The organism is Streptomyces sp. NPDC049541, assembly GCF_044465725.1.
In the GTDB taxonomy this organism is placed as follows: domain Bacteria; phylum Actinomycetota; class Actinomycetes; order Streptomycetales; family Streptomycetaceae; genus Streptomyces.
The window spans coordinates 353,998-372,256 of the sequence record NZ_JBITLY010000005.1; the positions used below are offsets into that span (position 1 = coordinate 353,998).

The window sequence follows — 18,259 nt, forward strand, 5'->3', positions numbered from 1 at the left end:
CATGAGCTACAGCACGGCTGACTCCTTTCGGCCCGTGACCCTCGACGACGTGCGGGGCGCCCAGAAGATGCTCTCGGGCGTGGCGCGGGTGACGGCGATGGAGGGCAGCAGGCATCTGTCCCAGCTGGTGGGCGCGCCGGTGCACTTCAAGTGCGAGAACCTTCAGCGCACGGGGTCGTTCAAGTTGCGCGGCGCCTACGTCCGGATCGCGGGGCTGCTGCCCGAGGAGCGGGCTGCCGGGGTGGTGGCGGCGAGCGCCGGCAACCACGCGCAGGGCGTCGCGCTGGCGTCCTCGCTGCTCGGCGTGCGGGCGACGGTGTTCATGCCGAAGGGCGCCCCGCTGCCGAAGATCAGCGCCACCCGCGAGTACGGCGCCGAGGTGCGCCTGCACGGGCAGGTGGTAGACGAGACGCTGGCCGCCGCGCAGGCGTACGCGGCCGAGACCGGCGCGGTCTTCATCCACCCCTTCGACCACCCGGACATCATCGCGGGCCAGGGCACGGTCGGGCTGGAGATCCTCGAGCAGTGCCCGGAGGTGCGCACCGTCGTCGTCGGCATCGGCGGCGGAGGCCTCGCGGCCGGTATCGCGATCGCGGTGAAGGCGCTGCGGCCGGACGTACGGATCGTGGGCGTGCAGGCGGAGGGCGCGGCGGCGTACCCGCCCTCGCTCGCGGCCGGGCGCCCGGTGTCGGTCGAGCACCCGGCGACCATGGCCGACGGCATCAAGGTCGGGCGGCCCGGCGACGTGCCGTTCGAGATCGTCCGCGAGCTGGTCGACGAGGTCCGCACGGTCTCCGAGGACGCCCTGTCCACCGCGCTGCTGCTGTGCCTGGAGCGGGCCAAGCTGGTCGTCGAACCGGCCGGTGCCAGCCCGGTGGCGGCGCTGCTGAGCGAGCCGGGAGCCTTCGAGGGCCCGGTGGTGGGGGTGCTGTCCGGCGGGAACGTCGACCCCCTGCTGATGCAGCGCGTCCTGCGCCACGGCATGGCGGCGCAGGGCCGCTACCTGGCCGTACGGCTGCGGCTGACGGACCGGCCGGGGGCTCTTGCGACGCTTCTCGGGGTGTTGTCAGTGGTGGACGCTAACGTCCTCGATGTGAGTCACGTACGGACCGACCCTCGGCTCGGACTCACGGAGGCGGAGGTCGAACTGCACCTGGAGACCAAGGGGCGGGAGCACTGCGCCGAGGTCGGCCGGGCACTGCGCGAGGCGGGCTACACGGTCATCGACTGAGCCGCCCTGCGACCCGGGCCGAGCAGAAACACCAGGTCAGGAGCTCTTCGCCATTCGATCGAGTAAATGCGTTGAGAGACGCGATACATCGCGTTACGGTGTGGGTCGTGACAGCCGCCTGTCACGCCACCCGACAGGCGGAGCAACGTGCGCAAACCAAGACTTTCCGAAGCATCCCCGACGACGTGGAGACTCATATGCCAGGCGCCATCTATGCCGAAGGCCTGGTCAAGACCTTCGGCGACGTAAGGGCTCTGGACGGCGTCGACCTCGATGTCCCCGAGGGCACCGTGCTGGGCCTGCTCGGGCCGAACGGCGCGGGCAAGACGACGACGGTCCGCTGCCTGACCACTCTGCTGCGCCCCGACAGCGGCAGGGCGGTCGTGGCCGGCCTCGACGTCCTCAAGCAGCCCAACGAGGTGCGGCGCTCCATCGGCCTGTCCGGCCAGTTCGCCGCGGTCGACGAGTATCTGACCGGCCGCGAGAACCTGCAGATGGTCGGCCAGCTGTACCAGATGAAGGCCAGGGCCGCCAAGGCCAGGGCCGGGGAGCTGCTGGACCAGTTCGACCTCGCGGAGGCCGCCGACCGGCCCGCGAAGACGTACTCCGGCGGCATGCGCCGCCGGCTCGACCTGGCGGCGGCCCTGGTCGTCTCGCCGCCCGTGATGTTCATGGACGAGCCGACGACCGGCCTCGACCCCCGCAACCGCCAGCTGCTGTGGGAGGTCATCAAACAGCTCGTCTCCGGCGGCACGACCCTGCTGCTCACCACCCAGTACCTGGAGGAGGCCGACCACCTCGCGCATGACATCGTGGTCGTCGACCACGGCCATGTCATCGCCCGCGGCACCTCCGACCAGCTCAAGGCCCGCACCGGCGGCGAGCGCGTCGAGGTCGTGGTGCACGAGCGCGAGCACATGTCGACCGCCGGCGAGGTCCTCACCGGCTTCGGCAAGGGCGAGCTCACCGTCGAGGAGCACACCCGCAAGCTCACCGTGCCCGTCACCGGCGGCGCGAAGCTGCTCGCCGAGGTCATCCGGGAGCTCGACACCCGCGGCATCGAGATAGACGACATCGGCCTGCGCCGCCCCACCCTCGACGACGTCTTCCTGTCCCTGACCGGACACGTGGCAGAGGTCAAGGACGAGGAGAACGGCACGCCGGCGGAGACCAAGGACCGCAAGCAGAAGAAGGAGGCAGTCAAGTGAGCGCCGTCGCCGACACCGCGCGGGTCGCGCCGCCCGCGAACCCGGTCAGCCAGTCGATCCGCGACTCGCTGGTCGTTGCCAAACGCAATCTGATCCGCATGTCCCGGATCCCCGAAATGGTCATCTTCGGCCTCATCCAGCCGATCATGTTCGTGGTGCTGTTCAGCTATGTGTTCGGCGGTTCCATGAACATCGGCGGCACCACGGACTCCCAGGTCTACCGCGAGTTCCTGATGGCCGGCATCTTCGCCCAGACGGTCACCTTCGCCACCGCGGGCGCCGGGGCGGGCATCGCCGACGACATGCACAAGGGACTCATCGACCGTTTCCGCTCGCTGCCCATGGCCCGCGGCGCGGTGCTGACCGGACGGACGCTCGCCGACCTGGTGCAGACGGCGCTCACGCTGTTCGTGCTGGCCATGGTCGCCCTGCTGGTCGGATGGCGCACCCACACCAACATCGGCGAGGTGCTCGGAGCCTTCGGCCTGCTGCTCCTGACCGGCTACGCGTTCACCTGGATCGGCGCGGTCATCGGCCTGTCCGTGCGCACGCCCGAGGCGGCCACCTCCGGCGGTCTGATCTGGCTGTTCCCCGTCACGTTCATCTCGAACGCGTTCGTGGACTCCAGCCGTATGACCCCCTGGCTGCGTCACATCGCCGAGTGGAACCCGTTCAGCGCGACCGTCCAGGCCTGCCGCAAGCTCTTCGGCAACCCCGGCGTCTCGCCCTCGGACGCCTGGCCGATGGCACACCCCGTGTGGGCCTCGTTGATCTACTCGGTCCTGATCGTCGTCATATTCAGGACGCTGGCGGTGCGCAAGTACCGCTCGGCGACGGCGTGACGGACGGAACGAAGGCGCCCCCGGCGTCACCAGGACGCCGGGGGCACCGAAGGACATGCAGGTCGGCGGATCAGCCGGTGTAGGGCTCGGCCTTCAGGATCGTCACCGAGGCCTTCTTGCCGTTCGGCAGCTCGTACTCCGCGTCCTCGCCGACCTTGTGGCCGATCACGCCGGAACCCAGCGGGGACTGCGGCGAGTACGTCTCGATGTCCGAGCTCGCGTACTCGCGCGAGGCGAGCAGGAAGGTCATCGTGTCGTCCTCGTCGCCGTCGAAGGCGATCGTCACGACCATGCCGGGGGCCACGGCGCCGTCCGCCGACGCCGGGGCCTCGCCGACCTTGGCGTTCTCCAGGAGCTGGGTCAGCTGGCGCACACGGAGCTCCTGCTTGCCCTGCTCTTCCTTGGCCGCGTGGTACCCGCCGTTCTCACGCAGGTCGCCCTCCTCGCGCGCTGCCGCGATCTTGGCGGCGATCTCCGTGCGCGCAGGACCAGACAGGTACTCCAGCTCGGCCTTGAGCTGGTTGTACGCCTCCTGGGTCAGCCAGGTGACGTTCTCGCTGGTCTGGGTCACAGGTGCTCCTCGTAGGTACTGGGAATACAAAGCATCGCCCTACCCAGAAGAATGGTCCTTCACGGATGGGCGAAACCACGAGCCTAACAATTCAGCGGCTGAAGGGGGAGGACATAAGCCATCAGAATTGCATCAATGCAGGTCACGCCTTGTGTATTTCCGGCTGAGGTCAGTCGGCGTGGCAGCCGAGCAGTTCCGCCGTGGTGCCCTCGGAGGTCGTACGCAGCGTGACGACCCGGTCGATGCGGGTGGCGTGGCCGCCGAAGCGGAAGTCGGCCCGGCCCACCTCGGCCCCGTCCTTCGACTGGGAGCGGATGGTGCAGTAGCCGGAGGTGTCGGCGTCCTTGCGGACCTCCAGATGCACCTTCACCGAGTCCTTCTGCGCATCGAAGGTGATCACCTCGGCGCTGATCTTGTTCTCGGCGACGTAGTGGTAGGCGAAGTAACCGATCAGCACCAGCAGCAGGGTCCCGAGGACAGCCCCGGCGATCTTGAGCTTGCGGTCGGCGCGCTCGTCCGAGGAGCGGCCGTAGCGGCCCTCGGGCAGCCGCGTGCTCGCCGTACTCATGATCGTCCTCTCCGAAACCGGACCTCGGAATTTTTCTCCCCCGGATTCGGTCACTATAGAAGCCGCCGATCGCGCCGGTTCACACCGGGCGCCGACTTACCGAGGATTGAGTCTTGACTGACCAGCTGCGACTGATGGCCGTGCACGCCCACCCCGACGACGAGTCGAGCAAGGGCGCGGCCACCATGGCGAAGTACGTGTCCGAGGGGGTGGACGTGCTGGTCGTGACCTGCACGGGCGGGGAGCGCGGCTCCATCCTCAACCCCAAGCTGCAGGGCGACAAGTACATCGAGGAGCACATCCACGAGGTACGCAAGAAGGAGATGGACGAGGCCCGCGAGATCCTCGGCGTCAAGCAGGAGTGGCTCGGCTTCGTCGACTCCGGTCTGCCCGAGGGCGATCCACTGCCGCCGCTGCCCGAGGGCTGCTTCGCCCTGGAGGACGTCGACAAGGCGGCCGGCGAGCTGGTGAAGCAGATCCGTTCCTTCCGTCCCCAGGTGATCACCACCTATGACGAGAACGGCGGCTATCCGCACCCCGACCACATCATGACCCACAAGATCTCGATGGTGGCGTTCGAGGGCGCGGCGGACACCGAGAAGTACCCGGAGTCCGAGTTCGGCCCCCTCTACCAGCCCCTCAAGCTCTACTACAACCAGGGCTTCAACCGCCCCCGCACCGAGGCGCTGCACAACGCGATGCTGGACCGCGGCCTGGAGTCGCCGTACGGGGACTGGCTCAAGCGCTGGAGCGAGTTCGAGCGCGTCGAGCGCACGCTGACCACGCACATTCCGTGCGCCGAGTTCTTCGAGATCCGCGACAAGGCGCTGATCGCGCACGCCACGCAGATCGACCCCGACGGCGGCTGGTTCAAGGTCCCGATGGAGATCCAGAAGGAGGTCTGGCCGACGGAGGAGTACGAGCTGGCGAAGTCCCTCGTCGATACCTCCCTCCCCGAGGACGACCTCTTCGCGGGCGTCCGCGACAATGCCTGACATGAGCGCAAGCGTGAGCCTGGCAATGACGCACCTCGTCCCCCTCGCCAAGGAGGTGGACGAGAACAAGGTCACCCCCGGTGTCCTCGGCTTCATCGTCTTCGCGGCGATGGCCCTGGCGGTGTGGGCCCTGATGAAGTCGATGAACCGGCACATGGGCAAGGTGAAGTTCAAGGAGTCGGGCGACGCGGACGCCGGGTCCGCTGAGTCCTCGGCCGACTCCGAGGCGCGCCGGAGCTGACGCGGTGGGAGCGGGGGCGGCCGGCGGTCAGTGACTGGCCGGTACCGCCACCCCCATCACCTCCCGCGCATGCCGGCTCGGCACCATCCCGAGCCGCCAGGCCTGCCAGCCCTCCTCCAGGTTGACGCCCCGCTCCAGCAGCAGCTGATACGCCTCCACGTACTCGTCGAGCTTCCGGTCCCGCAGGGGATGGCCGGTGCGGGAGAGCTGGGCCAGCTCCTCCTGCGCGACGGCCGTGCCGATCTCCACGCCGCCGGGAGCCGCGTAGGGGAGCAGGGTGCAGCGCAGGAAGCGCGCCCAGTCCGCGCCGCGCTGGTCGCCGTACGAGGTGAACAGGTCCACCGCGTCGTCGCACAGCGCCAGCGCCTGCTGGCAGCGGGCATTTCCCGCGTCCACGACCGCGAGTTCCAGGCAGGTCCATGCCTCGCCGTGGGCGACGCCGATGCGCTGGAAGTCGGCCCGGGCGTCGACCAGGAGCTGGCGGGCGAAACCGGAGTTCCTGAGCGAGCCCGTCTGGGCGGCGCGCTGGTCGCGGGTGACTCTCGCCGAGTGGTGGCGGGCGCAGGCCAGGCCGTAGACGTCGCGCATCCGGGAGAACATCGTGCGGGAGCGTTCCAGTTCCCGGACCGCGTGGTCGAGGTTGCCGGTCTCCTCCAGGGCCTGGCCCAGGTAGTACACCGTCCAGGCCTCGCCGCGGGCGTCCTCGTTCTCCCGGTGCCGGGAGGCCGCCTGCCGCAGGCCGTCCACCGCCTGGGACGGGTCGCCGGCGACCAGGCGGGCGCGGGCCAGCTGGGTGAGGGCCCAGGCCTCGCCGCGGGCGTCACGGGTGCGGCCGTAGCGGTCGAGGGCAGCGTTCAGCTCGGACTCCGCGCGCGGGACGTCGCCCATGCGCAGCGACAGCTGGCCGAGCTGGAAGTGGGCCCAGGCCTCGCCGTGCACGGACTCGCCGGCGCGGTGCAGGACCAGGGACTCGGCGAGCAGGCGCAGTGCCTCCTGTACATGGCCGCGGTCCCGTTCCACCGCGGCCAGGGCGTGCATCGTCCAGCCGCGGTCCGTCGCCAGTTCGGGGGCCGCCTGCAGTTCCAGCGCCTCGCGGAGCTTCGCCGCGGCCTCCGTGAGGTTGCCCTGGTGGTGCAGGGTGATGCCCAGGGAGCACAGGGCCCGGGCCGCGCCCGCGTCGTGGTGGGCCTCCATGTACAGGTCGACGACCGACGTGAGTGTCGTCCGCGCCTTGTCCAGCTCTCCCAGCTGACGGGCCGCGATGCCCGTGCGCCACTGCACCGAGCGGACCAGCAGACCCTGGTCGACGGCCTGCGCCAGTTCGCTGATCTCGCCCAGGCGGTAGAGGTCGCCGCGCAGCAGGCAGTAGTCGCACAGCGCACCCAGCAGGCTCAGCACCGCCGCCTGGTTCACGCCCTCCGCGTGCCGCAGTGTGGAGGTGATGAAGCTCGACTCGTCGTCCAGCCAGCGCAGCGCCTCGTCCAGGGAGGTGAACCCGTGCGGGCTGAAGCGGTCCGAGCGGGTCGACATGTTGCCGTCGACCAGCCGCAGCACCGAGTCGGCCAGGTCGGCGTAGTTCACGATCAGACGCTCCTGCGCGGCCGTGCGCTCGCCCGCCTCCTCCTCGTCCAGCAGCCGGGCCTGCGCGAAGGCCCGCACCAGGTCGTGGAGGCGGTAGCGGCTGCCGCGCACATGGTCGATCAGGCCCGCCCGGGAGAGCGCCACCAGATGCCGGGTCGCCTCCGTCTCGTCCGTCGCCAGCAGGGAGGCGGCCGCGGCGGCACCGAGGGAGGCCCGCCCGGCCAGCGCCAGCCGGCGCAACAGCCGGCGGGCCGCCTCCGACTGGTCGGTGTAGCGCAGCCACAGCACGCGCTCGATCGGCTCCACGGGGCCGTACGCCGCCAGATCCGTGGCCAGCTGTCGCGGCGAGCGCGGGCCCAGCGACGAACCGGCGATGCTCAGCGCCAGCGGCAGCCCGCCGCACAGCTCCCGGATCCGGTCCGCCGCATCGGCGTCGTACGGCCCGGAGCTGTCCTGCGCCGCCGCGTCCAGCAACTCCTCCGCGCCCGCCGCGTCCAGCGCCCGGACCGGCAGTTCATGGACATGGGCCTGCAGGTCGGAGGGGAGTTCCAGGGGCTCGCGGGCGGTGACCAGGATCAGGCTGTCGGAGCGCTCGGGGACGAGCGTACGGATCTGTTCGGGGTCCGAGGCGTCGTCCAGGACGACCGTGACCGGCAGGCCCGTCAGATGCTGGTGGTACAGCTCGCTCAGCCGCTTGACCTGCTGCTCCGGGGAGGAACGCTCACGGAACAGCAGCTGCTCGCGGGGCGCGCCGAGCCGGTTCAGCAGGTGCAGCAGGGCGTCCCGGGTGGACAGCGGCGGCTCCTCCGGGCTGCCGCCGCGCAGATCGACCACACAGGCGCCGCGGAAGTAGTCCTTCAGGTCGTGCGTGGCGCGCATCGCAAGGGTCGTACGGCCGCTGCCGGGCGCCCCGTGCAGGACCACCACCGTCGGGCGGGTGTCCGTGCTCGCGCGGGACGCCTGCACCCACTGCCGTATCCGCGCCATCTCCTGCCGCCGCCCCGCGAACACCCCCACGGGCTCCGGGAGCTGGGCGAACGACTGCGCCAGAACGTTCCGCCCGCGGGCCGCCGCGCTCTTGTCGGTGCCGCGCAGTTGCGGTCCCGGCTTCTTCGGGCCGGTGGACGCGGCGCGCACCCGCTGCTGGTCGAGGAACGGCCGTATGCCACGTACCTCCAGTGCCGTCAGCCACTGCAGCCGCAGCTGTTCCGGCCCGCCGGGCTGGTTCGCGGCGCCGGCCCGGTGGTGCGCGGCGGGCAGATGGGAACCGGCCACCTTGATCACGGTCGCCGCGGCGCCGACCACGCCGACCGTCGCGCCCACCCCCACCGCCGTACCGGTGTCCGTGCCGAAGGCCAGGTCGGCCAGCGCCGCCGCGACCGCCGCGACGACCGCCACCAGCAGGGGAGTCCCGGAGCCCTCCTTCGCGTACCGCTGCCCGAAGGTGAGCCGGTCGCCCTCCGCCTCGTCCAGGGCGCGGGTGTAGGCCTCGTACTCCTCGGCGGCGGTCTGAGCCATCGCGTCCAGCGCGCCGCGCGACCGCGACAACAGCACCGCTCCGTCGGTGCGCCCGCCGGAGCGTCTCACCTCTTCCTCCACGGCCCGGGCCAACAGCCGTTCGGCATCCGCCCGATGGCTGTCCCGCATGTCACGTCCCCCTCCGGCGGCAACGGCGTTCTTGGTCAAGTGTGCTGCGGACGGCGCGTCGGGGCGAGAGGGCGTGTGGACCCCGATCAGCTTGCGGCAAGTGTGTGAATTGCTTGGAAAGGCCTGGGAATTGGGCAGGAAGCCTGTGGCTATGGTGAGCGCCGACACGAGAGGGAAGGTCGGGGGAGAGACATGAGTGGGGCGAACAACGGGCCGACGGGTCCGCAGCCGGGCCAGCCGCCGCACGGTCCCTCCCAGGGCCGTCAGGACCCGCAGGGCGACCAGAGCCCCCAGGGCTCCCAGCCGCCCCGCTGGGCCTGGTGGGTCGTCGGGATCGTCATTCCGGTCGTGGGAATCCTGGTCACGATCCTGCTGAGCGGTTCGGATTCGTCGGACGACAAGAGCGCGGAGCCGAAGCAGCCCGCCACGCAGTCGTCCGCGTCGACGCAGGCCACCGCACCGGAAGAGCCCACCGACTCGCCCGAGGAGAGCGTTGCGGCGGCCAAGGTCCTCTATGGCCCCGTCACGTTCGAGGTCGATCTCACCAGCGCCGGTTCGCGATACCTCGACCTGGACCCGACCGCACCTGTCGTCATGGACACCGACGCCAAGAGCAGGGATCTCACTGTCAGTACGTCCCAGCCCGCTCCGACCCTGTACACCCCGCATTCCGGCAACACGCTCGCCCTTCTGCCCGCTTCCGGCTCCGCGCCCACCGAGGCCCAGTGCGCCGAGGCCGTGGCCGAGGGCGGCGCCTACACCGGCAAGGCTGCCAGGGGCAGCCGTTTCTGCCTGACGACGAACAAGGGGCGTACGGCCTATCTGAGTGTCGTCTCCGCACCTGACGACCGCGGTATCGCGAAGTTCAAGGTCACCGTCTGGGAGACGCCTGCCGCGTGACGGCCGGAGTACTGCGGCAGGATGGACTCATGCCGAACCGACTGGCTCACGAGACGTCCCCCTACCTGCTCCAGCACGCGGACAACCCCGTCAACTGGTGGCCGTGGTCGGCCGAGGCCTTCGAGGAGGCGCGCAAGAGCGGGAAACCGGTCCTGCTGAGCGTCGGGTACTCAAGCTGCCACTGGTGCCATGTCATGGCCCACGAGTCCTTCGAGGACCAGGCCACCGCCGACTTCCTGAACGAGCACTTCGTCAGCGTCAAGGTCGACCGCGAGGAGCGCCCCGACGTCGACGCCGTCTACATGGAGGCCGTGCAGGCGGCCACCGGCCAGGGCGGCTGGCCCATGACCGTGTTCCTCACGCCCGACGCCGAGCCCTTCTACTTCGGCACCTACTTCCCGCCCGCCCCCCGCCACGGCAGCCCCTCCTTCCGGCAGGTCCTGGAGGGCGTCAGCTCCGCGTGGTCCGACCGGCGGGACGAGGTGGCCGAGGTCGCCGGGAAGATCGTGCGGGATCTCGCCGGACGGGAGATCTCCTACGGTGACGCACAGGTCCCGGGCGAGGAGGAGCTCGCACAGGCGCTCCTCGGGCTGACCCGCGAGTACGACCCGCAGCGCGGCGGTTTCGGCGGCGCGCCGAAGTTCCCGCCGTCCATGGTGATCGAGTTCCTGCTGCGCCACCACGCCCGCACCGGCGCCGAGGGCGCCCTGCAGATGGCCGTGGACACCTGCGAGCGCATGGCCCGCGGCGGCATCTACGACCAGCTCGGCGGCGGCTTCGCCCGCTACTCCGTCGACCGTGAGTGGGTCGTCCCGCACTTCGAGAAGATGCTCTACGACAACGCGCTGCTGTGCCGTGTGTACGCGCACCTGTGGCGGTCCACCGGTTCGGAGCTCGCCCGTCGCGTCGCGCTGGAGACCGCCGACTTCATGGTGCGTGAACTGCGCACCGCCGAGGGCGGGTTCGCCTCCGCCCTCGACGCCGACAGCGACGACGGCACGGGCAGGCACGTCGAGGGCGCGTACTACGTGTGGACGCCCCAGCAGCTCACCGAAGCCCTCGGCGAGGAGGACGCCGAGCTCGCCGCCCAGTACTTCGGCGTCACCGAGGAAGGCACCTTCGAGCACGGCCAGTCCGTCCTCCAACTCCCGCAGCAGGACGGCCTGTTCGACGCCGAGAAGATCGCCTCCATCCGTCAGCGACTGCTCGACAGGCGGAGCGGGCGCCCCGCCCCCGGCCGTGACGACAAGGTGGTCGCCGCCTGGAACGGTCTCGCCGTCGCCGCCCTCGCCGAGACCGGCGCCTACTTCGACCGCCCCGATCTGGTCGAGGCCGCGGTCGGCGCCGCCGATCTCCTCGTACGGCTGCATCTGGACGAGCAGGCCCGCCTCACCCGTACCAGCAAGGACGGCCGGGCCGGCGCCAACGCGGGGGTGCTGGAGGACTACGCCGATGTCGCCGAGGGCTTCCTCGCGCTTGCGTCCGTCACCGGCGAGGGCGTCTGGCTCGAGTTCGCCGGGTTCCTGCTCGACCATGTCCTGGCCCGTTTCGTCGACGCGGAGTCCGGCAGCCTCTACGACACCGCCGCGGACGCCGAGCAGCTGATCCGCCGGCCGCAGGACCCCACCGACAACGCCACGCCGTCCGGCTGGACCGCCGCCGCGGGTGCCCTGTTGAGCTACGCCGCCCACACCGGTGGTGAACCCCATCGGGCCGCCGCTGAAAGGGCGTTGGGCGTGGTCAAGGCGCTCGGGCCGCGGGTGCCGCGCTTCATCGGCTGGGGGCTCGCCGTCGCCGAGGCCCTCCTCGACGGGCCGCGGGAGGTCGCGATCGTCGGCCCGTCGCTCGACGACCCCGCCACGCAGACCCTGCACCGCACGGCACTTCTCGGCCACGCCCCGGGCGTGGTCGTGGCCGTAGGGACTCCAGGGAGTGATGAGTTCCCGCTCCTCGCCGACCGCCCGCTGCGGCAGGGCCGACCCGCGGCCTACGTCTGCCGCAACTTCACCTGCGACGCCCCGACCACCGATCCGGACCAGTTGCGCACCGCGCTGACCAGATGAAACGACAGGGTCTAGCTCGCGAACTCCTCCAGGGCGCGCGTCACGATGGCCACCAGCTGTTCGTGGTGCGCGCCCTTCCAGTAGGCGCGGCCGCACTCCCGGCACTGTGCGAAGACGTCGTACGACCGGTGGGTGCCGCCGTGCAGCTGGTCGGCGACCTCTTCCTTGGTGGCCTCCCTCAGCAGCCCGTTGCAGGCGGTGCACCGGGTCCAGGGCCTGAGTTCGGGCCGGAACCGGTCCAGGACGTCCCGGAGTTGGTCCTCGGGCCGGGTGCTGTAGACATACGCCCCGGCCCACAGCTCGCGGCGGCGCAGCAGGCCACGGTCGCGGCTGAGCATGACCCGCTCCTCGGCGGCCGAGCGGGCGGCGAGCGCCGGGTCGCCGATGTCCGTCGACTCGTACGCCGTGTCCACACCGAGCAGGCGCAGCCGGCGGGCGAGCGTGCCGAGGTGGACGTCGAGGAGGAAGCGCAGCGGGGCGCCGGGCACCTGCTGGGGGCGCTCGACGGGGCGGACCTGCACGGTGTCGCCCGCGGCGGGGACGTACGAGTGCGGCACCTCGCGGCCGTTGACCCACAGCGTCCCGACCTCGGTGAGCGGGACGCCGGCCGACTCGACGGCGTGGCCGAGGGAGGAGACGCCGTCGGTGGCAAGCCTGCGCTCCAGGCGGTGCTGGACGAACACGGCCAGGTCGGGGGCGAACTCGACGTGGATCTCGGGACCGTTCACCCGGTCAGGATGTCATGGGAGGGGACGACGGGCTCAGGGCTTTTTGCTGGGGAGGCCGTGTTCGAGGACGTCCAGGGCGCGGTTCATGAGTGTCCCGAGATCGCCCCCGAAGTCGTTCTCTGCCCAGTACATGTTGACCTCCATGAGGCCGCCGATGAGGGACATCGCGTAGACGCGGACCTCGAGGCTGTCCGGGTCCAGGCCGAAGCGCTCGGCGATGGCCCCCCGCATCAGGCGCCCGGTCTCCGACATGCTCTCGTACATCCGGGAACGGACGGCCGGGACCTGGACCCCGAGGTGTGCCCGCAGCCGGATCACCTCGGGGCTCTCCTGTGCCATGAAGTCCAGCGCCTTCTGCATGATGTGCCGCACCGACTCGATCCACGACTCGTCGGCGGGCCGCGCCCGCAACTCCTCCAGCATCAGCGGGTCGTACTCGTCCGTGAGGACGATGTCCTCCTTGGTCGGGAAGTACCGGAAGACGGTCGACGGCGACACCTCGGCCCGCTCGGCGATCTGCTCGATGGTCGTGGCGTCGTAGCCCTGCTCCTCGATCAGCGCGTAGGTCGCCGTGCGGATCGCCTCCCGCGTCTTGATCTTCTTGCGTTCGCGCAGGCCGAGCTGGGAGCGGTCGGCGGGGGAGAGGGGGGAACGTGCGGCCGTCATGCGGCTCATTGTCGGGCATCGGCCGCCGGGGCGACCATGTCCGGGGTGCCTTCCGCCGGTACGGCGGCTCGGTCGGCCCGGGTGTTCGGCAGGAACGCGGCCGCCAGCAGCGCCGATACGAGCGCCGCGACCCCGCACACCAGCAGTACCAGGCCCATGCCGTGGACGTACGCGCTGTTCGCGGAGGCGGCCAGGTGGGCTGCGATGTCGGGATGTGCCTTCTCGGCGACGATGTGCGCCGCGACCACGGAGTCCCCGGCGGCGTCGGCGGCCTCGGCGGGCAGCCCGGTGACGTCGAGCCGGTCGCGGAAGGCGCCCGCGAGCAGGCTGCCGAGCAGGGCGATACCGATCGCGCCGCCGACCTGGCGGAGCGTCATCAGCAGCCCGGAACCGCTGCCGGCGCGGTCGCGGGGCAGGGCGGCAAGGGCGTTGCCCATGGCCGGCATGAGCGAGAAGCCGAAGCCGAGACCGGTGATCGAGAGCCACAGCGCGGTGTAGCCGTAGCCGGAGTCGACGGTCGTACGGCTGCCGAGGAAGGCCGCGAAGGCCAGGACCACCAGGCCCGCGCTCACCGTGGCGCGTCCGCCGAAGCGCGCGGCGGCCGGCGGGGCGGTCCGGGAGGCGACCAGGATGCCGCCCATCATCGGCAGCAGACGTACGCCGGTGCCGAAGGCGTCGCTCCCGAGGACCGCCTGGAGGTAGGGCGGCAGGACGAACAGCAGGCCGGACAGGACGAACATGACCAGGGTCGCGGCGATCGTGTTGAAGAGGAAGCCGCGGTGGGTGAGGAGGGTCATGTCGAGCATGGGGCGCTCGACGCGGCGTTCGCGCAGGACCAGGGCGGTGATGAGGGCGACGGCCGCCGCGAGCATGGCCAGGACCAGCGGGTCGCCCCAGCCGCGGGTGGGCGCCTCGATGATCGCGTAGACCAGGGCGGCGAGGCCGGTCGCGGTCAGCGCGGTGGAGACGGTGTCGACCTTGGGGGAGGCGGGATCGCGGGTCTCGGGGAGCAGGAAGACACAGGCGGCGATGCCGATCGCGGCCATCGGGACGTTGACCAGGAAGACCGAGCCCCACCAGAAGTGGTTCAGCAGCCAGCCGCCGATGATCGGGCCGAGCGGCAGGCCGAGCGCGGAGGCGGCGGAGACGATGGCGGTGGCCTTGGGCTGCTCGCCGCGGGCGAAGAGCGTGGGCAGCACGGAGAGCGCGAGCGGGGTGACCAGCGCGGCCCCGACGCCCATCAGGGCACGGGCGGCGATGACCCAGTTCACGTCCCCGGCCAGCGCGCCCGCCAGCGAACCGGCGAGGAAGACCGCGAGCCCCGCGATCAGCATCAGCCGCCGTCCGAAGCGGTCGCCGAGCAGCCCGGCGGGCAGCATCAGCGCCGCGAAGACGACGACGTACGCGTCCGCCATCCATTGCTGCTGCCCGGTGGGGGCGCCGAGATCGGCGGCCATGGTCGGCAGCGCCACGTTGAGGATCGTCGTGTCGAAGCCGAGCGTGAGCATGCTCGCGACCAGGGCCCCTAGGGCCCACCAGCGCCGTGGGTTCAAGGTGGTAGTAACCATGAAATGAGAGTAACTCTCAAAATATAGGAACCGTCAATCGGATTGGGCTCTCAATCTGCTTGGCGCATGCAAAAGGGCCACGGCGTGGAAGCCGTGGCCCTGTTGGTGCTGCGAGGTACTAGCCGTGCTGGTACGCCACCAGCGAGATCCCCACGTAGTGGACGACGAACGCGGCCAGCGTGAACGAGTGGAAGACCTCGTGGAAGCCGAACCAGCGCGGTGACGGGTTCGGTCGCTTGATGCCGTAGATCACGCCGCCCGCGCTGTAGAGGAGACCGCCCACGATCACCAGGACCAGCACCGCGATGCCGCCCGCGCGCATGAAGTCCGGCAGGAAGAAGACGGCCGCCCAGCCCATGGCGATGTAGCAGGGGGTGTAGAGCCAGCGCGGGGCGCCGACCCAGAAGACCCGGAAGACGATGCCCGCCGCCGCGGCGCCCCAGATGCCCCACAGCAGCCACTGCCCCTTCGCACCCGGCAGCAGCAGCATCGTCAGCGGTGTGTACGTGCCCGCGATGATCAGGAAGATGTTGGCGTGATCGAGCCTGCGCAGGACGCCGTCCATGCGCGGGCTCCAGTTCCCCCGGTGGTACAGCGCGCTCACGCCGAACAGCAGGCAGGCCGTCAGGGCGTAGATCCCGCAGGCGATGCGTCCTCGGGTCGAGTCCGCGAGGGCCGTGAGCACCAGGCCCGAGACGAGTGCGGCGGGGAACATGCCCAGATGCAGCCAGCCGCGGAGCTTCGGTTTGATCGGCTCGGCGAGCTGCTGGGCGTGCTCCTTGATCTGGTGCGGAATGGAGGGCGCGACGGAACCGCGGCCGGCGGCCGGCGTGTCCGTTGGCGCGTCGGGGACGGGCGCAGTCATGCCCTTCATCGTACCTACGGGACCGTAGGTTGCGGATGAGTGCGGGCTGAGAACGGGCCAAGAGTGGCCATCATCTCACGGCAGTTGGCGTTGAGGCCGTCAGGCAAAAGAACCTTCAGGTGAACTCAACGTGCACGCAAAAACACGCTTGGAAACACACTTCCGCGTGACGATCCCCACTCCGCTCACCTGTGAGGCCCTCTGGACATATGGGCACTCGCGTCGGATGATCAAATGAGTGCGGTCGGCACCGGATGAGCGCTGAAGATCCAGCCACGAAGCATCCGGGTCGCAGCCCCCACGGGGCCTCCACAACAAAAATCCCTCATTTAGGAGCAATCGTGGCGCGCGACAACGCGGCTCCCACCGTCATTCCCACCAAGCATCAGGAACTGGTCTCGTGGGTGAACGAGATCGCCGAACTGACCCAACCGGACAACGTGGTCTGGTGTGACGGATCCGAGGCCGAGTACGAGCGCCTGTGCGAGGAGCTCGTCGAGAAGGGCACCTTCAGGAAACTCGACCCGATCAAGCGCCCGAACTCCTACTACGCGGCCTCCGACCCGACCGACGTCGCGCGTGTCGAGGACCGCACCTTCATCTGCTCCGAGAAGGAGGAGGACGCGGGCCCGACCAACCACTGGAAGGCCCCCGCGGAGATGCGGGAGATCTTCCAGGGCGAGAAGGGCGTCTTCCGCGGCTCCATGAAGGGCCGGACGATGTACGTCGTCCCGTTCTGCATGGGCCCCCTCGGCTCGGACCTCTCCGCGATCGGCGTCGAGATCACCGACTCGGCCTATGTCGCGGTCTCCATGCGCACCATGACCCGCATGGGACAGCCGGTCCTCGACGAACTCGGCTCCGACGGCTTCTTCGTGAAAGCCGTGCACACCCTCGGAGCGCCCCTGGAGGACGGAGAGAAGGACGTCCCCTGGCCGTGCAACTCGACCAAGTACATCTCGCACTTCCCCGAGAGCCGCGAGATCTGGTCCTACGGCTCCGGCTACGGCGGCAACGCGCTGCTCGGCAAGAAGTGCTACGCCCTGCGCATCGCGTCGGTGATGGCGCGCGACGAGGGCTGGCTCGCCGAGCACATGCTGATCCTGAAGCTCACCCCGCCGACCGGTGAGTCCAAGTACGTCGCCGCAGCCTTCCCGAGCGCCTGCGGCAAGACGAACCTCGCCATGCTGGAGCCCACGGTCTCAGGCTGGACGGTCGAGACGATCGGCGACGACATCGCCTGGATGCGCTTCGGCGAGGACGGCCGCCTGTACGCGATCAACCCGGAGGCCGGTTTCTTCGGCGTCGCGCCCGGCACGGGTGAGCACACCAACGCCAACGCGATGAAGACGCTGTGGGGCAACTCGGTCTTCACCAACGTGGCGCTCACCGACGACAACGACGTGTGGTGGGAGGGCATGACGGAGGAGACCCCGGCCCATCTGACGGACTGGAAGGGCAACGACTGGACCCCGGAGTCGGGGACCCCGGCCGCGCACCCCAACGCCCGCTTCACCACCCCCGCCGCGCAGTGCCCGATCATCGCGCCCGAGTGGGAGGACCCGAAGGGCGTGCCGATCTCGGCGATCCTCTTCGGCGGCCGCCGCGCCACCGCGGTCCCGCTGGTGACGGAGTCCTTCGACTGGAACCACGGCGTCTTCCTCGGCGCCAACGTGGCCTCCGAGAAGACCGCCGCCGCCGAGGGCAAGGTCGGCGAGCTGCGCCGCGACCCGTTCGCCATGCTGCCGTTCTGCGGCTACAACATGGGCGACTACATGGGCCACTGGATCGACGTCGCCAAGGACAAGGACCAGTCCAAGCTGCCCAAGATCTACTACGTCAACTGGTTCCGCAAGAACGACGAGGGCAAGTTCGTCTGGCCCGGCTTCGGTGAGAACAGCCGCGTCCTGAAGTGGATCGTCGACCGCCTCGACGGCAAGGCGGAGGGCGTCGAGACCCCGATCGGCATCCTGCCGACCAAGGAATCCCTCGACACCAACGGTCTGGAACTCTCCGAGTCCGACCTCGACTTCCTGCTCACGGTCGACAAGGAGGTCTGGCGCGAGGAGGCCGCCCTGGTCCCCGAGCACCTCAACACCTTCGGCGACCACACCCCGAAGGAACTGTGGGACGAGTACCGGGCGCTGGTGCAGCGCCTGGGCTGAGCCCCGCCCCCGCGAACTCCGCGGTCGGCACGGATGCCCTGACCAGTGATCGTCACGGCCGGCCGCGGTACGAGCCGACGAGGTCCCGTACAACGGCGTACGGGGCTCAGTGGGTGTCCGGCGGATCAGGTCGGCTGCACGACACGGCCCCTGACAGCCGAGCCGAGCGGGTCTGGTGCGTGCAGCTGCAGGTGCCCCCTCCGGGGGAGTGCGTGCCAGGGCCCGTGACGCCGACATGATCCGCCGGACACCCCTAAGGCCTGTCGTCGCTCTCCCGTCCGCCCCGACGGGAGAGCGACGACAGGCCTTCGTCCTTTCCGTCGTCGCCTCGGTCCGGATTCTTCGTCCATCACCTCTGTACGGATTTTTCCGCCATCACCTCTGTACGGACCGGGATTTCGCGGCACACTCAGGACATCC

15 protein-coding genes are annotated in these 18,259 nt (G+C 70.1%); 8 read left to right on the forward strand and 7 right to left on the reverse strand.

The features are described 5' to 3' along the window. Nucleotide 1: 1 nt before the first annotated feature. From ilvA to ACIBW9_RS20965, 3 genes are all read left to right on the forward strand, one after another. Entirely contained in the window at nucleotides 2-1,231 is a 1,230-nt protein-coding gene (ilvA, locus tag ACIBW9_RS20955) for a threonine ammonia-lyase (RefSeq protein ID WP_398957060.1), read from the forward strand. Nucleotides 1,232-1,428: 197 nt separating this feature from the next. Beyond that, entirely contained in the window at nucleotides 1,429-2,439 is a 1,011-nt protein-coding gene (locus ACIBW9_RS20960; protein ID WP_398957062.1) for an ATP-binding cassette domain-containing protein, read from the forward strand. Next, a complete protein-coding gene (locus ACIBW9_RS20965) occupies nucleotides 2,436-3,281 on the forward strand; it encodes an ABC transporter permease (RefSeq protein WP_398957064.1) in 846 nt (281 codons plus the stop codon). Before ACIBW9_RS20960 ends, ACIBW9_RS20965 begins: the two co-directional genes overlap by 4 nt. Before the next feature lie 70 nt (nucleotides 3,282-3,351). Here the strand turns inward: ACIBW9_RS20965 and greA are convergent, their stop codons facing one another. After that, on the reverse strand, nucleotides 3,352-3,852 hold the full coding sequence (gene greA / locus ACIBW9_RS20970; protein WP_030929763.1) for a transcription elongation factor GreA: 501 nt from the start codon (nucleotides 3,850-3,852) through the stop codon (nucleotides 3,352-3,354). Nucleotides 3,853-4,021: 169 nt separating this feature from the next. Next, nucleotides 4,022-4,420, reverse strand: coding sequence for a DUF4307 domain-containing protein (locus ACIBW9_RS20975; protein WP_398957066.1), 399 nt, complete (start codon nucleotides 4,418-4,420; stop codon nucleotides 4,022-4,024). Nucleotides 4,421-4,533: 113 nt separating this feature from the next. On the opposite strand from ACIBW9_RS20975, the gene mca reads away from it, so the two are divergent. Continuing rightward, nucleotides 4,534-5,415, forward strand: a complete 882-nt coding sequence (gene mca / locus ACIBW9_RS20980) for a mycothiol conjugate amidase Mca (protein WP_398957068.1) — start codon at nucleotides 4,534-4,536, stop codon at nucleotides 5,413-5,415. Continuing rightward, nucleotides 5,408-5,656 carry a hypothetical protein gene (locus ACIBW9_RS20985; protein WP_398957070.1) on the forward strand — a complete coding sequence of 83 codons (249 nt, stop codon included), beginning with the start codon at nucleotides 5,408-5,410 and terminating at the stop codon, nucleotides 5,654-5,656. Before mca ends, ACIBW9_RS20985 begins: the two co-directional genes overlap by 8 nt. Nucleotides 5,657-5,683: 27 nt before the next feature. Here the strand turns inward: ACIBW9_RS20985 and ACIBW9_RS20990 are convergent, their stop codons facing one another. Continuing rightward, nucleotides 5,684-8,884, reverse strand: a complete 3,201-nt coding sequence (locus ACIBW9_RS20990) for a tetratricopeptide repeat protein (protein WP_398957072.1) — start codon at nucleotides 8,882-8,884, stop codon at nucleotides 5,684-5,686. Nucleotides 8,885-9,076: 192 nt separating this feature from the next. Between ACIBW9_RS20990 and ACIBW9_RS20995 the strand changes: the two genes are divergently transcribed. Continuing rightward, entirely contained in the window at nucleotides 9,077-9,784 is a 708-nt protein-coding gene (locus ACIBW9_RS20995; protein ID WP_398957074.1) for a hypothetical protein, read from the forward strand. Between the two features lie 29 nt (nucleotides 9,785-9,813). Next, complete coding sequence (locus tag ACIBW9_RS21000) at nucleotides 9,814-11,847, forward strand: thioredoxin domain-containing protein (protein WP_398957076.1); 2,034 nt, start codon at nucleotides 9,814-9,816, stop codon at nucleotides 11,845-11,847. An 11-nt stretch (nucleotides 11,848-11,858) separates the two neighbouring features. Here the strand turns inward: ACIBW9_RS21000 and ACIBW9_RS21005 are convergent, their stop codons facing one another. The 4 genes from ACIBW9_RS21005 to ACIBW9_RS21020 form a co-directional block, all read right to left on the reverse strand. Continuing rightward, a complete protein-coding gene (locus tag ACIBW9_RS21005) occupies nucleotides 11,859-12,575 on the reverse strand; it encodes a Mut7-C RNAse domain-containing protein (RefSeq protein ID WP_398957078.1) in 717 nt (238 codons plus the stop codon). A gap of 33 nt (nucleotides 12,576-12,608) precedes the next feature. Beyond that, nucleotides 12,609-13,250 carry a TetR/AcrR family transcriptional regulator gene (locus ACIBW9_RS21010; protein WP_398957080.1) on the reverse strand — a complete coding sequence of 214 codons (642 nt, stop codon included), beginning with the start codon at nucleotides 13,248-13,250 and terminating at the stop codon, nucleotides 12,609-12,611. Then, nucleotides 13,247-14,809, reverse strand: a complete 1,563-nt coding sequence (locus tag ACIBW9_RS21015) for an MFS transporter (protein ID WP_398957082.1) — start codon at nucleotides 14,807-14,809, stop codon at nucleotides 13,247-13,249. The genes ACIBW9_RS21010 and ACIBW9_RS21015 overlap by 4 nt, the downstream gene beginning before the upstream one ends. Nucleotides 14,810-14,927: 118 nt before the next feature. Continuing rightward, entirely contained in the window at nucleotides 14,928-15,674 is a 747-nt protein-coding gene (locus tag ACIBW9_RS21020) for a hemolysin III family protein (protein ID WP_398957084.1), read from the reverse strand. 341 nt (nucleotides 15,675-16,015) lie between these two features. On the opposite strand from ACIBW9_RS21020, the gene ACIBW9_RS21025 reads away from it, so the two are divergent. Continuing rightward, nucleotides 16,016-17,839, forward strand: a complete 1,824-nt coding sequence (locus ACIBW9_RS21025; RefSeq protein ID WP_398957086.1) for a phosphoenolpyruvate carboxykinase (GTP) — start codon at nucleotides 16,016-16,018, stop codon at nucleotides 17,837-17,839. Nucleotides 17,840-18,259 lie beyond the last annotated feature (420 nt).